This is a genomic window from Streptomyces diversicolor (assembly GCF_057537855.1).
Map to the genome: position 1 here is coordinate 1 of NZ_BAAJXA010000003.1, position 14,491 is coordinate 14,491.

6 protein-coding genes and 1 tRNA gene are annotated in these 14,491 nt (G+C 69.9%); 6 read left to right on the plus strand and 1 reads right to left on the minus strand.

Annotated elements, in window-relative coordinates; genetic code table 11:
* The first annotated feature begins 115 nt into the window (after positions 1-115).
* Both AC27LF_RS03795 and AC27LF_RS03800 read left to right on the plus strand, forming a co-directional pair.
* Positions 116-778 carry a DegT/DnrJ/EryC1/StrS family aminotransferase gene (locus AC27LF_RS03795; protein WP_479657863.1) on the plus strand — a complete coding sequence of 221 codons (663 nt, stop codon included), beginning with the start codon at positions 116-118 and terminating at the stop codon, positions 776-778.
* Positions 779-864: 86 nt separating this feature from the next.
* Positions 865-937 (plus strand) — tRNA-Thr (locus AC27LF_RS03800).
* Between the two features lie 73 nt (positions 938-1,010).
* On the opposite strand, the gene AC27LF_RS03805 is transcribed toward AC27LF_RS03800, so the two are convergent.
* Complete coding sequence (locus AC27LF_RS03805) at positions 1,011-3,758, minus strand: SpoIIE family protein phosphatase (protein WP_479657859.1); 2,748 nt, start codon at positions 3,756-3,758, stop codon at positions 1,011-1,013.
* A gap of 398 nt (positions 3,759-4,156) precedes the next feature.
* Here AC27LF_RS03805 and AC27LF_RS03810 point away from each other — a divergent pair, with 398 nt between their 5' ends.
* The 4 genes from AC27LF_RS03810 to AC27LF_RS03825 all read left to right on the plus strand — a co-directional run bounded on the left by AC27LF_RS03810 (position 4,157) and on the right by AC27LF_RS03825 (position 14,438).
* Positions 4,157-9,616, plus strand: a complete 5,460-nt coding sequence (locus AC27LF_RS03810) for a HAMP domain-containing protein (protein WP_479657858.1) — start codon at positions 4,157-4,159, stop codon at positions 9,614-9,616.
* 187 nt (positions 9,617-9,803) lie between these two features.
* Complete coding sequence (locus AC27LF_RS03815; protein ID WP_479657857.1) at positions 9,804-10,487, plus strand: response regulator; 684 nt, start codon at positions 9,804-9,806, stop codon at positions 10,485-10,487.
* 124 nt (positions 10,488-10,611) lie between these two features.
* Positions 10,612-13,326, plus strand: a complete 2,715-nt coding sequence (locus AC27LF_RS03820; protein WP_479657856.1) for a DNA translocase FtsK — start codon at positions 10,612-10,614, stop codon at positions 13,324-13,326.
* Between the two features lie 269 nt (positions 13,327-13,595).
* Positions 13,596-14,438 carry a helix-turn-helix domain-containing protein gene (locus AC27LF_RS03825; RefSeq protein ID WP_479657855.1) on the plus strand — a complete coding sequence of 281 codons (843 nt, stop codon included), beginning with the start codon at positions 13,596-13,598 and terminating at the stop codon, positions 14,436-14,438.
* The last annotated feature ends 53 nt before the right edge of the window (positions 14,439-14,491 follow it).

A 14,491-nucleotide genomic window follows, 5' to 3' on the forward strand; every position in this document is an offset into this window, starting at 1 on the left:
CATTCTTCAAAAGGGTTGGGCTCTGAACTTCGGTTCGGAGCCCAACCCTTTTCTGTTTGCCGTAACTTGACGTTCACGTTGCGCGCTCAGCATCCAGCACATGGGTACTGCTGCCATGCTCAGGGCCGCCGGTGTCGGAGTCGGTGACGAGGTCGTCGTGCCGGCCTTCGGGAACATCGAAGTCGCCGAGGCCGTGACCCTCGTCGGTGCGCTCCCGGTGTTCGCCGACATAGACCCGGTGACGTACTGCCTCGATGCCTCGGCCGTCGAAGCGGCCGTAACCTCCCGTACCGCTGCGGTCGTCGTCGTGCACCGCTTCGGGCGGCGGGCGGACCTGGCGCAGTTGCACGGGACGGGGCAGCGGCACGGGCTCCTGGTGCTGGAACGCACCGAGTCCGAGGTGCCGCACGACGAGATCGCCCAACGGCGGCAGCGGGCCGCCTACCTCGACGCCAGGCTGCGCGGTGTGCGCACCCCTGACAGCGGTGACGGGCACACCTTCCAGCAGTACGTCGTGCGCGTGCCCGGGAACGGCCGGCCGGACCGGGACGCCTTCGCACGGGCCGTACGGGCCAGGGGAGTCGAGTGCCGGGTGCCGGTGAAGACGCCCGTGCACAGGATGCCGGAGTTCCGTCGGTGCGTGTCGCTGCCGGAGACCGAGCGGGCCGCCGACGAGACGCTGGCGCTGCCCGTGGACGCCTCCTTGACGAAGCGGGACATGCAGCGGATCGCCTCCGCGTGCAATGCGCTCGGCGGACTGCTTCAGCCCGCCTTCTGAACGGCGCTGAACGAGTTTGGGAGCACGGCTTCCTTCAGGGTATGCTCTGGACCGTTGCCACGAGGGAAACCTCAAAAAGGCGACAGGCCCCTATAGCTCAGTCGGTAGAGCGTCTCCATGGTAAGGAGAAGGTCAACGGTTCGATTCCGTTTGGGGGCTCCCATGAGAAAGGGCCCCACCCGACCGGGTGGGGCCCTTTCTCATGCCTCGGTGCTTTACCGGCCCTTGCGCTCTACTGGAGTTCCGGGACGCGCATCGCCAGGATGGCCATGTCATCTGAGGGCGCGTCGGAGGCGAAGCGTTCCACCGCGCGCATGATGCGGGACGCGACCGCGCCGGCCGTCAGGCCCGTGCAGGTGGTGAGGACGTCCGCGAGTCCGTCGTCGCCCAACATGCGGGCGCCCTCCCGGCGTTCCGTGACACCGTCCGTGACACAGAGCAGCACGTCGCCCGGGTCGAGGGTGACCGTTTCCTCGTACAGCTCCAGATCCTCGATGACGCCGAGGAGGGGCTGGGGCTCGGCCGCCGGCTCCACCGTGCCGTCCTGGCGCAGCCGCAGCGGGAGCGGATGACCGGCGCACACCACCTTCAACTCCGCGCTGCCGTCCGTCCGCGGGCGCATCTCGCCGTACAGGAGCGTCAGGAACCGGCTGCGGGAACCCTCGTCGAGGATGGCCGAGTTCAGGCGTTCAAGGACCGCAGGGCCGCTCAGGCCCTCGCGGGCCAGCAGGCGCAGCGCGTGGCGGGCGAGGCCGGTGACGGCCGCCGCGTTGGGGCCCGTGCCGCAGACGTCGCCGATGGCGAAGCCGTACGTGTCGTCGCTGATCGGGAAGACGTCGTAGAAGTCGCCGCCGACCTCGTTGCCCTCGCCGGCCGCACGGTAGATGACCTCGACCTCGACGCCCTCGATGTGCGGGGTGCCCGGCGGCAGGAGGCTGCGCTGGAGGGCCTGGCTGATGGCCGTGCGCTCCGAGTACAGCCGGGCGTTGTCCAGGGCCAGGGCGGCCCGGCGGGACAGGTCCTCGGCCAGTTCGAGGATTTCCTGCCGGAAGTGCTCGTCGGTCGGCTTGCCCAGGGTCAGCATGCCGATGACACGGTTGCGGGCGACGAGCGGCAGGACCACGGTCTCACCGCCGACCGCCGAGGCCGTGGCGAGCGTCGGGCCGATGCCGGAGGAGACCTGGTGGGGCTGCCCGCCGGTCAGGCCGAGGCTGCGCATGGACGTGCGCAGCGCCGCCTGGTGGGCCACCTCGCCGGGGGCCGTCCAGACCCGGGCACCCGGGGTGGGCACCGGGTCCGGCGGCGCGATCTTCGACAGCAACGACTTGATGCCGTCGATGAGTTCCTCGTCCTCGTGCAGGACGTACGACAGATAGGGGTCCGATGCCTGGTCGGCGATGGTGTAGACGGCGCACCAGGTGGCCAGGGTGGGCACCGTCATCTGGGCCATCAGGGCCAGTGTCTGGTCCCGGTCCAGGGTGCCGGCGAGCAGGTCGGACGCCTCCACGAGGAAGCTCAGCGAGCCTCGGCGCAGGCGCTCCAGCTCGCCCAGGCGGGCCGATTCCACGGCCAGCGCGATGCGGTCGGCGGCGAACTGGAGGCGCAGCGCCTCCTCGTTGGAGTACCGGCCGGGTGCCTCAGCGGCGACGCCCAGGGAGCCCGTGAGGCGGCCCTCCACCTTGAGCGGGACGGTGACCACCGAGCGCATGCCGGTGCCGGCCAGCAGCGGAACGGCGCCCGGCACGGCCGTGAGGTCGTCGTGGACGGCGGGCATACGGGCCGAGCCGTACCGGCCGGGGCCCGCCTCCACGGGCACGCGCGCGAAGCGCTGACGGGCCGAGGGCAGGCCGGTGGAGGCGCGGACCTCCAGCTCCGTCTCGTCGTCGGTCGCCAGCAGCAGGAAGGCGGAGTCGCCGTCGAGCATGTCGCGGGCGCGCTCCACGGTGCGCTGGAGGAGGCCGTCGAGGTCGTCCGGGGCGGGGGAGCCGATGAAGACCTCGAACGGGTCGGCGCTCTGGCCGTCGGAGACTTGGGGCGTGTCGGAGGCCGGGACGCGCAACGGCGTCTGAAGGACGGCGCGTTCGTGGTCCCGCACCAGCAGGCAGACCGTGGAGGGTTCGCCGCCCGTGTCACGTACCCGCAGGTGCGAGGCGTACACAGAGGTGACCCGGCCGTCGGCGCCGCGGATGCCGTAGCTGCCCTCCCAGCGCGACAGGCGCAGCGCCTCCACGATGCCGGTGCTGGTGCCGGGGGTGTGCGGCCAGGCCGCGAGATCGGTCAGGGGCTTGCCGGTGACCTGGTCGGCGGTGTAGCCGAACAACTCCTCCGCGTCCTCGTTCCAGGACGTGATGGCGCCCTCGCGGTCGATCTGCACGACCGCGACCCGGACCCGGCCGTCGGCGAGCGGGAGCAGGTCGGCGGGCAGGGACGGGCCGGCCGCGCGGGTGCCGACCGGTCGCTCGGGCGGGTCGAGTTGGAACCAGACGTTCTTGTGCGTGGGCGTGTACTCGACACCCCAGCGCGCGGCCAGGGCCGCGCACAGCTGGAGTCCGCGGCCGCCCTCGCGGTCCGGGCTGCCCATGGCGATCGCGGCGCTCTGCACGGGCAGCTCGCGCTCCGGGTAGCGGTCGGCCACCTCGATGCGTACGCCGTCCTCGGTGCGCAGGCACAGCACGTCGGCGTGCGTGCCCGCGTGCACCACCGCGTTGGTGACGAGTTCGCTGGTGAGGACCACGGCGTCGTCGACGATGTCGGCGAAGCCCCAGCCCTGGAGGGTGTCGCGGACGAAGGAGCGGGCGGTCGCGACGGATCGTCCGACGGGCTCGAAACTGGCGGCCGCGCGCGCGGTGATCACAGAACTCCTCGGCCGGTTGTCGACGGGCAGGGCTGCGTGGCCGTCCCGCTCACGCCGCTGCTGCGGCATCCGCGCCCCCTTCGGCCCCTCCGGGGGCTGTCCCCCGGGGATCAGTCCGGTGGTCATGGTTCTGCGGCCGCCCCTCCGATGCCCGGTCGTTCTCCTGCCACCGCCCAGGCCGGACGGACCGGTGCGGCTGGACAGCCGCATGCAAGGTTACTTACCTTCGCCGTCCGGACGGATGCCGGTCGCCGGTCTTTACGCCCCCAGGGTGTGCGGACGATGTGCGAAGCTGCCGAACTGTTATGGCCTGGTTCCGCAGGGGTGAAACACTGGGCAAGCTTCTTGTGAAGGTCCGGACAGGCTGAGTGTGTTCTGTGCACGGGGGGCAGCAGCCCTTGGTGTGGCCGGATCGATCTGGAAGAAATAACCAGCGGTAACCGGTACGCGGCAGTAACCGGAACACCGATCGGCAGTACCCGACGAGCACAGCAGTGACGGTCGACCCCCGCGGGAGGGACACAGTGGAGTCTGGCGCAGCGACGCGGGCCACGAAAACGCGCGCGAAAGGCGGACGCTCCCTGGGCAAGCAGGGCGGCACCACCGCGGTGGACACCGCTGCCCTGAACCGGCTGCTGGCGGCGCTCGTCGCGATGCGCGAGGGGAACTTCCGCAAGCGGCTCACGGTCTCCGGCGACGGCGTGATGTCCGAGATCGCCGCGGTCTTCAACGAGGTGGCCGACCGCAATCTGCATCTGACCGGTGAGCTGTCGCGGGTGCGGCGCATGGTGGGACGTGAGGGAAAGCTCACGGAACGGCTGGAGACGGGGGCCTGCGAGGGCTCCTGGGCCGCCGCGATCGACGCGTCCAACGCGCTCGTCGACGACCTCGTACGGCCCGTCTCCGAGGTCGGCCGGGTGCTGACCGCGGTGGCCGAGGGCGATCTGTCGCCGCGCATGGAACTGCGCACGCACGGGCCGGACGGCACCGGGCACCCACTGCGCGGCGAGTTCCTGCGGGTCGGGCGGACCGTCAACAATCTGGTCGACCAGTTGTCCACGTTCACGGACGAGGTCACGCGCGTGGCCAGCGAGGTGGGCACCGAGGGCAAGCTGGGCGGCCAGGCCCGGGTGCGCGGCATGTCCGGTTCGTGGAAGGACCTGACGGAGTCCGTCAACACCATGGCCAACCGGCTCACCGCGCAGGTCCGGGACATCGCCCTGGTGACCACCGCGGTCGCGCGCGGTGATCTGTCGCGCAAGGTCACCGTGCACGTCGCCGGCGAGATGCTGGAGCTGAAGAACACCGTCAACACGATGGTGGAGCAGCTGTCCGCGTTCTCGTCCGAGGTGACGCGGGTCGCGCGCGAGGTGGGCACCGAGGGCATCCTGGGCGGCCAGGCGCAGGTGCCCGGGGTGGCCGGCGTGTGGAAGGAACTGACCGACTCGGTCAACACCATGGCGGGCAACCTCACCGCCCAGGTGCGGGGAATCTCACAGGTCACCACCGCGGTCGCCAACGGCGACCTGTCACAGAAGGTGACCGTCCCGGCGCGCGGTGAGGTCGCACAGCTCGCCGAGACGATCAACCAGATGACCGAGACGCTGCGGATCTTCGCCGACGAGGTCACGCGCGTGGCCAACGAGGTCGGCGGCGAGGGGCGGCTCGGCGGGCAGGCGAACGTGCCGGGCGCCGCGGGGACCTGGAAGGACCTCACGGACTCGGTGAACACGGTGTTCCGGAACCTGACCACCCAGGTGCGGGACATCGCCGCGGTGACCACGGCGGTGGCGAGCGGTGATCTGTCCCAGACGGTCACCGTCGACGTGGCCGGCGAGATGCTGGAGCTGAAGAACACCGTCAACGGGATGGTGGACCAGCTCTCCGCGTTCGGCGCCGAGGTCACGCGGGTGGCGCGGGAGGTCGGGGTCGAGGGCGAGCTGGGCGGCCAGGCACAGGTGCCGGGCGCCGCGGGGACCTGGAAGGACCTCACGGACTCGGTCAACACGGCGTTCCGCAACCTCACCGGTCAGGTCCGCAACATCGCCCAGGTGACGACGGCGGTGGCCAACGGCGATCTGTCGCAGAAGGTCACGGTCGACGTCTCCGGCGAGATGCTTCAGCTGAAGAACACCGTGAACACGATGGTGGACCAGCTGTCGAGCTTCGCCGACCAGGTGACCCGGATGGCCCGGGACGTGGGCACGGAGGGCCGTCTGGGCGGTCAGGCCCGCGTGGACGGCGTCTCGGGCACCTGGAAGGAGCTGACGGACTCCGTCAACACCATGGCGGGCAACCTCACCGCCCAGGTGCGGGGAATCTCACAGGTCACCACCGCGGTCGCCAACGGCGACCTGTCGCAGAAGATCGACGTCGACGCGCGCGGGGAGATCCTGGAGCTGAAGAACACCATCAACACGATGGTGGACCAGTTGTCCGCCTTCGCCGACCAGGTGACCAAGGTGGCCCGCGAGGTGGGCACCGAGGGCCGCCTCGGCGGGCAGGCGCAGGTGCCCGGCGTGGCGGGTGTGTGGCGCGATCTGACCGACTCGGTGAACGGCATGGCCGGCAACCTCACCGCCCAGGTCCGCAACATCGCGCAGGTGGCCACGGCGGTGGCGCGGGGCGACCTGTCCCAGAAGATCACCGTGGACGCGCGCGGGGAGATCCAGGAGCTGAAGAACACCCTGAACACGATGGTCGACCAGCTGTCGTCGTTCGCCCAGGAGGTCACGCGCGTCGCGCGCGAGGTGGGCACCGAGGGCATGCTGGGCGGCCAGGCGGAGGTCCAGGGGGTCGCGGGCACCTGGAAGGACCTCACGCAGTCCGTGAACTTCATGGCGAACAATCTGACCATCCAGGTCCGCAACATCGCCGAGGTCACCACCGCGGTCGCCAAGGGCGACCTGTCGAAGAAGATCACCGTCGACGCCAAGGGCGAGATCCTCGAACTGGTCACCACGGTCAACACCATGGTCGATCAGCTGTCGTCCTTCGCCGAGCAGGTGACCCGCGTGGCCCGCGAGGTCGGCACCGAGGGGATCCTCGGCGGCCAGGCGCACGTGCCGGGTGTCACGGGCATCTGGAAGGACCTCAGCAACAACGTGAACCTCATGGCCAACAACCTGACCATGCAGGTGCGCAACATCTCCCAGGTCTCGGCGGCCGTCGCCAACGGCGACCTGACGCGCCAGGTGACGATCGAGGCGCGCGGCGAGGTGGCGCAGCTCGCCGACACCATCAACACGATGGTCAAGACGCTGAGTTCGTTCGCCGACCAGGTCACCAAGGTGGCCCGCGAGGTGGGCACGGACGGCATCCTCGGCGGCCAGGCGCACGTCCCGGGCGTGGCCGGCACGTGGAAGGACCTCACCGAGTCGGTGAACCAGATGGCGTCCAACCTGACCGGCCAGGTGCGCAACATCGCCATGGTCACGACGGCCATCGCCAAGGGCGACCTGACCAAGAAGATCGACATCGATGCCCGGGGCGAGATCCTGGAACTCAAGACCACGATCAACACCATGGTCGACCAGCTGTCCAGCTTCGCCGAGGAGGTCACGCGGGTCGCGCGCGAGGTGGGCACGGAGGGCCAGCTCGGTGGTCAGGCACGCGTGCGTGACGTGGACGGGACCTGGCGCGACCTGACCGAGTCCGTGAACGAGATGGCCGGGAACCTGACCCGGCAGGTGCGCGCCATCGCGCGCGTGGCGACCGCGGTGACCCGGGGCGACCTGAACCTGAAGATCGACGTCGACGCCTCCGGTGAGATCCAGGAGCTTCAGGACTACATCAACAAGATGATCGCCAACCTGCGCGACACCACGATCGCCAACAAGGAGCAGGACTGGCTCAAGGGCAACCTCGCGCGCATCTCCGCGCTGATGCAGGGCCGCCGCGACCTGGAGGACGTCGCCTCGCTGATCATGAGCGAGCTGACGCCGGTGGTCTCCGCGCAGCACGGCGCGTTCTTCCTGGCGATGCCGCTGGTCGACGGCAAGGACGTGAACGACGAGCGCGAGGACGCCTACGAGCTGCGCATGCTCGGTTCGTACGGCTACTCGATGGGTTCCATGCCGACGTCGTTCCGCCCCGGTGAGGCGCTGATCGGGACGGCCGCCCAGGAGAAGCGCACGATCCTGGTGGAGAACGCGCCCAGCGGCTACCTGAAGATCTCCTCGGGTCTCGGCGAGGCGCCGCCCGCCCAGGTGATCGTGCTGCCGGTGCTGTTCGAGGGCACGGTGCTCGGGGTGATCGAGCTGGCGTCCTTCACGCCGTTCACGCAGATCCAGAAGGACTTCCTCAACCAGATCGCCGAGATGATCGCGACCAGTGTCAACACCATCTCCGTGAACACCAAGACCGAGGTGCTGCTGAAGCAGTCGCAGGAGCTGACCGAGCAACTGCGGGAGCGGTCGGCCGAGTTGGAGAACCGGCAGAAGGCGTTGCAGGCGTCCAACGCGGAGCTGGAGGAGAAGGCCGAGCTGCTGGCCCAGCAGAACCGGGACATCGAGGTCAAGAACACCGAGATCGAGGAGGCGCGGCAGGTCCTGGAGGAGCGCGCCGAGCAGCTGGCGGTCTCCATGCGCTACAAGAGCGAGTTCCTGGCCAACATGTCGCACGAGCTGCGCACCCCGCTCAACTCGCTGCTGATCCTGGCCAAGCTGCTCGCCGACAACGCCGACTCCAACCTGACGCCGAAGCAGGTCGAGTTCGCCGAGACGATCCACGGGGCCGGTTCCGACCTGCTCCAGCTGATCAACGACATCCTGGACCTGTCGAAGGTCGAGGCGGGCAAGATGGACGTCTCGCCGACGCGTATCGCGCTCGTCCAGCTGGTGGACTACGTGGAGGCCACCTTCCGCCCACTGACCGCTGAGAAGGGGCTCGACCTGTCCGTACGGGTCTCTCCGGAGCTGCCGGCCACGCTCCACACGGACGAGCAGCGCCTGCTCCAGGTGCTGCGGAACCTGTTGTCGAACGCGGTGAAGTTCACCGACTCCGGATCGGTCGAGCTGGTGATCAGGCCGGCCGGCGCCGACGTCCCGGTGGGTGTCCGCGAGCAGTTGCTGGAGGCCGGTTCGCTCACCGACCCGGACGCGGAGCTGATCGCGTTCTCGGTGACCGACACCGGGATCGGCATCGCGGCCAGCAAGATGCGGGTCATCTTCGAGGCGTTCAAGCAGGCGGACGGCACGACCAGCCGCAAGTACGGCGGCACGGGCCTCGGGCTGTCGATCTCGCGGGAGATCGCGCAGCTGCTCGGCGGTGAGATCCACGCGCAGAGCGAACCGGGACGCGGCTCCACGTTCACCTTGTATTTGCCGTTGCACCCGAGCGAACTGCCGCCGCAGGGCTACCAGCAGGCGGCGCCCGCGCTGGCGGCGGGCGACCTGGTGGCCTCCGAGCAGCTGCTGTCCGAGCTGTCCGGCGCCGAGATCGAGACGCCGGCCGAGGTGAAGTCGTACCAGGAGACGCAGAACGGCGCCGCGGCCCTCTTCAGGCGCCGCCGCAAGGGCGCCCCGGCCGTCGAACAGCGGCCCGGGCAGTGGCCGGCCGCGGAGCAGGAGCCGGCTTCGCAGACGCGCCGAGGAGTGCGGTTCGGCGGCGAGAAGGTGCTGATCGTCGACGACGACATCCGCAACGTCTTCGCCCTCACCAGCGTCCTGGAGCAGCACGGTCTGTCCGTGCTGTACGCCGAGAACGGCCGCGAGGGCATCGAGGTCCTGGAGCAGCACGACGACGTGGCGGTCGTGCTGATGGACATCATGATGCCCGAGATGGACGGGTACGCGACGACCACCGCGATCCGCCGGATGCCCCAGTTCGCCGGGCTGCCGATCATCGCGCTGACCGCGAAGGCGATGAAGGGCGACCGGGAGAAGGCGATCGAGTCGGGGGCGTCCGACTACGTCACGAAGCCGGTCGATCCGGACCATCTGCTGACGGTGATGCGGCAGTGGATGCATGAGGAGGCCGTGTGATGGTGTGGGGTGCGGGGAACCATCCGGTTCCCTGCCGCGTTTTTGCTATGTGCACAGTGACATCGCGGTGACAGGGTGTGGCGACGGGCGGGGTGCGGCTACCATGACCGGCACAAGGACGGGCGGCGATAGGGAGTCGTCTGCTGGGGCGGCGCCCGGTGTACCGCCGGGGCGAGGAGGGCGGGCCATGGTGCAGAAGGCCAAGATCCTCCTGGTCGATGACCGGCCGGAGAATCTGCTGGCGCTGGAGGCCATCCTCTCTGCGCTCGATCAGACGCTGGTGCGGGCATCGTCCGGGGAGGAAGCGCTCAAAGCACTGCTCACGGACGACTTCGCGGTCATTCTGCTGGATGTCCAGATGCCGGGCATGGACGGCTTCGAGACCGCCGCGCACATCAAGCGTCGGGAGCGGACGCGGGACATCCCGATCATCTTCCTCACCGCGATCAACCACGGCCCGCACCACACCTTCCGGGGGTACGCCGCCGGCGCGGTGGACTACATCTCCAAGCCCTTCGACCCGTGGGTGCTGCGCGCGAAGGTCTCGGTGTTCGTCGAGCTGTACATGAAGAACTGTCAGCTGCGGGAGCAGGCGGCGCTGCTGCGGCTCCAGTTGGAGGGCGGCGGCAAGGGCGCGGTCGGCCCCGGCAAGGAGCCCGCGGGGCTGCTCGCGGAGCTTTCGGCGCGGCTCGCGGCCGTCGAGGAGCAGGCGGAGGCGCTGTCCAAGCAGCTGGACGACGAGTCCGCGGACGCGGCGGCGGTGGCCACGGCCGCCCATCTCGAACGCAAACTCACGGGGTTGCGCCGGGCGCTCGACGCACTGGAGCCCGGCACCGGCGGCGGTGCCCCGTCGCTGCCGACACAGAACTGACGCCCGCCCGGCCCGTAGTTGCGCATGAGCGTGCGTCAGTTCTGTGCCCCGGTACGAGCGACACGAACGGGTGAAGCTCTGGGCACGCGTGTCCACTGTCGTCTCTCCCGGTAATCTCACATCTATGGCCTCACGTCCCTCCGCAGCCAAGAAGCAGCCCGCCAAGAAGGCGGCTGCTCCGGCGAAGGCTGCGGCGAAGAAGGCCCCCGCGAAGAAAGCTCCTGCCAAGAAGGCCCCTGCCAAGAAGGCCGCGGCGAAGAAGCCGGCGCCCAAACCGGCGCCCAGCCCCACCGGGGGCGTCTACCGGCTGGTGCGCGCGCTCTGGCTCGGCCTCGCGCACGCCGTCGGCGCCGTCTTCCGCGGGATCGGGCAGGGCGCGAAGAACCTCGACCCGGCGCACCGCAAGGACGGCGTCGCGCTGCTGCTGTTCGGCATCGCGCTGATCGTCGCCGCCGGCACCTGGGCCGATCTGCGCGGCCCGGTCGGTGACCTCGTGGAGATCCTGGTGACCGGCGCCTTCGGCCGGCTCGACCTGCTGGTGCCGATACTGCTCGCGGTGATCGCCGTGCGGTTCGTCCGCCATCCCGAGAAGCCGGAGGCCAACGGCCGCATCGTGATCGGGCTGTCGGCGCTTGTCATCGGCGTGCTCGGCCAGGTCCACATCGCCTGCGGCTCGCCCGCCCGCAGCGACGGGATGCAGGCCATAAGGGACGCCGGCGGTCTCATCGGCTGGGCGGCGGCGACCCCGCTGTCGTACACGATGACCGACGTACTGGCCGTGCCGCTGCTCGTGCTGCTCACGGTCTTCGGGCTGCTCGTCGTCACGGCCACCCCGGTCAACGCCGTGCCGCAGCGGCTGCGGGCGCTCGGCGTACGCCTCGGCGTGCTGCACGACGCCGAGGGCGACCGGCGCACCGAGGACGACGACCGCTACGAGGAGCAGTGGCGCGAGGCGCTGCCCGCGCGCCCCCGCGGACGCCAGGGCGGCTCCCCGGCGTACGACCCGGACGGGGCCGAGCAGGAAGCGCTCTCCAAGCGCCGGGGCCGGCCCAGGCGCTCCGCGGTGCCGCAGCCCGCGCCGGACCGGCGACTGGACGCCGTGGACATCGCCGCGGCGGCCGCCGCCGACCTCGACGGCGCCGTCCTGCACGGCATGCCGCCCTCGCCGCTGGTGGCCGACCTCACCCAGGGCGTGAGCGTGGGCGACCGCGAGGAGACCACGCCGACGCCGGTCCCGGTGCCGGCCGCGCGCCCCAAACAGGAGAAGCTGAAGGCCGACGCGGTCGTGCCCGACCTGACCAAGGCGGCACCCGACCAGATCCGCGACCTGCCCCCGCGCGCGGAACAGCTCCAGCTGTCCGGCGACATCACCTACTCCCTGCCCTCGCTCGACCTGCTGGAGCGCGGCGGCCCGGGCAAGGCGCGCAGCGCGGCCAACGACGCGATCGTCGCCTCGCTCACCAACGTCTTCACCGAGTTCAAGGTCGACGCGGCCGTCACCGGCTTCACCCGTGGGCCGACGGTCACCCGCTACGAGGTCGAGCTGGGTCCCGCCGTCAAGGTCGAACGGATCACCGCGCTCACCAAGAACATCGCGTACGCCGTCGCCAGCCCCGACGTGCGGATCATCAGCCCCATCCCCGGCAAGTCCGCGGTCGGCATCGAGATCCCGAACACCGACCGGGAGATGGTCAACCTCGGTGACGTGCTGCGCCTCGCGGACGCCGCCGAGGACGACCATCCGATGCTGGTCGCGCTCGGCAAGGACGTCGAGGGCGGCTATGTGATGGCGAACATCGCCAAGATGCCGCATGTGCTCGTCGCGGGCGCCACCGGCTCCGGCAAGTCGTCCTGCATCAACTGCCTGATCACCTCGATCATGATGCGTGCGACCCCCGAGGACGTCCGCATGGTCCTGGTCGACCCCAAGCGCGTGGAGCTGACCGCCTACGAGGGCGTCCCGCACCTGATCACACCGATCATCACCAACCCCAAGCGGGCGGCCGAGGCGCTCCAGTGGGTGGTGCGCGAGATGGACCTGCGCTACGACGACCTGGCCGCCTACGGCTACCGGCACATCGACGACTTCAACGAGGCCGTCCGGGCCGGCAAGGTGAAGCCGCCGGAGGGCAGCGAACGAGAACTCCAGCCCTACCCGTACCTGCTGGTCATCGTCGATGAGCTGGCCGACCTGATGATGGTCGCGCCGCGCGACGTGGAAGACGCGATCGTGCGCATCACACAGCTCGCGCGCGCGGCCGGCATCCACCTGGTGCTCGCCACCCAGCGCCCGTCGGTCGACGTGGTCACCGGTCTGATCAAGGCGAACGTGCCCTCACGGCTCGCGTTTGCCACCTCCTCGCTCGCCGACTCGCGCGTCATCCTCGACCAGCCCGGCGCCGAGAAGCTGATCGGCAAGGGCGACGGGCTGTTCCTGCCGATGGGCGCGAACAAGCCGACCCGTATGCAGGGCGCCTTCGTCACCGAGGAGGAGGTCGCGGCCGTCGTCCGGCACTGCAAGGAGCAGATGGCCCCCGTCTTCCGGGACGACGTCACCGTCGGCACCAAACAGAAGAAGGAGATCGACGAGGACATCGGAGACGACCTCGACCTGCTGTGCCAGGCGGCCGAACTGGTCGTCTCCACACAGTTCGGATCGACGTCGATGCTGCAGCGCAAGCTGCGCGTCGGGTTCGCCAAGGCGGGCCGGCTCATGGACCTCATGGAGTCCCGCGGCGTCGTCGGGCCCAGCGAGGGATCCAAGGCCCGGGACGTTCTGGTGAAACCCGACGAACTCGACGGCGTGCTCGCCGTGATACGCGGGGAGTCTGAAGGGTAGGGACAGGCCGTTCGGCGGTCCGGAACGGGTGACGGCGGCACCGTGATCCACCCGTTAGAGACCGGCGAGCAACCGTTTCCCTTTGACAAACGTCAAGTTGAGCGAGCGGTCAGCCGCGGACCCCGGAGCGGTCCGGGCCTGACCCGGCATCGGGATGACCGGCCATTCCGATGGCGTACAAAGTCGTACCGCCCGGTTGCCCCACCCTTTTGCACCCCCCCTAGACTGAACTTCCAGCACAGGTGGCTACACGCTCGAAAGGCGCCCCCGTGTCCATCGGCAACTCCCCTGAAGACGAGCGTCCGTTCCCAGACGTGTCCGAGGAATCCCGGGTCTCCGTCGGCCGCGCCCTCCAGCAGGCGCGCATCGCGGCCGGGCTGACCGTCGACGACGTCAGCAGCGCCACTCGCGTCCGCATCGCCATCGTGCACGCCATCGAAGCGGACGACTTCGCCCCGTGCGGCGGAGACGTGTACGCCCGCGGGCACATCCGGACCCTGGCCAAGGCCGTCCGCCTCGATCCCGCCCCGCTCCTCGCGCAGTACGACACCGAGCACGGCGGTCGGCCCGCGCCCACGCCGGCCGCCCCGCTGTTCGAGGCGGAACGCATCCGACCCGAGCGGCGCGGACCCAACTGGACGGCGGCCATGGTCGCCGCGATCGTCGCCGTGATCGGCTTCGTCGGCTTCACCGCGTTCAAGGGCGGCGACAGCGGGAACGACGCCAAGGCGCAGGTCGCCGAGGGCGCCACACCCACGACCAGCAAGCCGGCCACGCCCAAGCCGACCGACACCGTGCCCGCCGGCCAGACGCCCGCGCCGTCCGACAGCGCCATCGCGGCCGCCCCGCAGGACAAGGTGACCGTCCAGGTGAGCGCCGCCGACGGACGCAGCTGGATCTCGGCCAAGGACCACAACGGCCGGATGCTGTTCGACGGGCTCCTGGAGAAGGGCGATTCCAAGACCTTCCAGGACAGCTCGGAGATCAACCTCATCCTCGGCGACGCCGGGGCGATCCAGCTCTACGTCAACGGCAAGAAGATCCAGGACGACTTCAAGCCCGGAGCCGTGGAACGCCTCACCTACACCAAGGGCGACCCCGAGGTCGGCTAGGCGGAGCCCGGGGATGTATCCGTCGACGGGGTCGGTCATGATCGCCAACCCCG

Coding starts and splice junctions, on each gene's coding strand:
- AC27LF_RS03815 (WP_479657857.1), top strand. CDS start 9,804: ATGGTGCAGAAGGCCAAGATCCTCCTGGTCGATGACCGGCCGGAGAAT.
- AC27LF_RS03820 (WP_479657856.1), top strand. CDS start 10,612: ATGGCCTCACGTCCCTCCGCAGCCAAGAAGCAGCCCGCCAAGAAGGCG.
- AC27LF_RS03805 (WP_479657859.1), bottom strand. CDS start 3,758: ATGACCACCGGACTGATCCCCGGGGGACAGCCCCCGGAGGGGCCGAAG.
- AC27LF_RS03795 (WP_479657863.1), top strand. CDS start 116: ATGCTCAGGGCCGCCGGTGTCGGAGTCGGTGACGAGGTCGTCGTGCCG.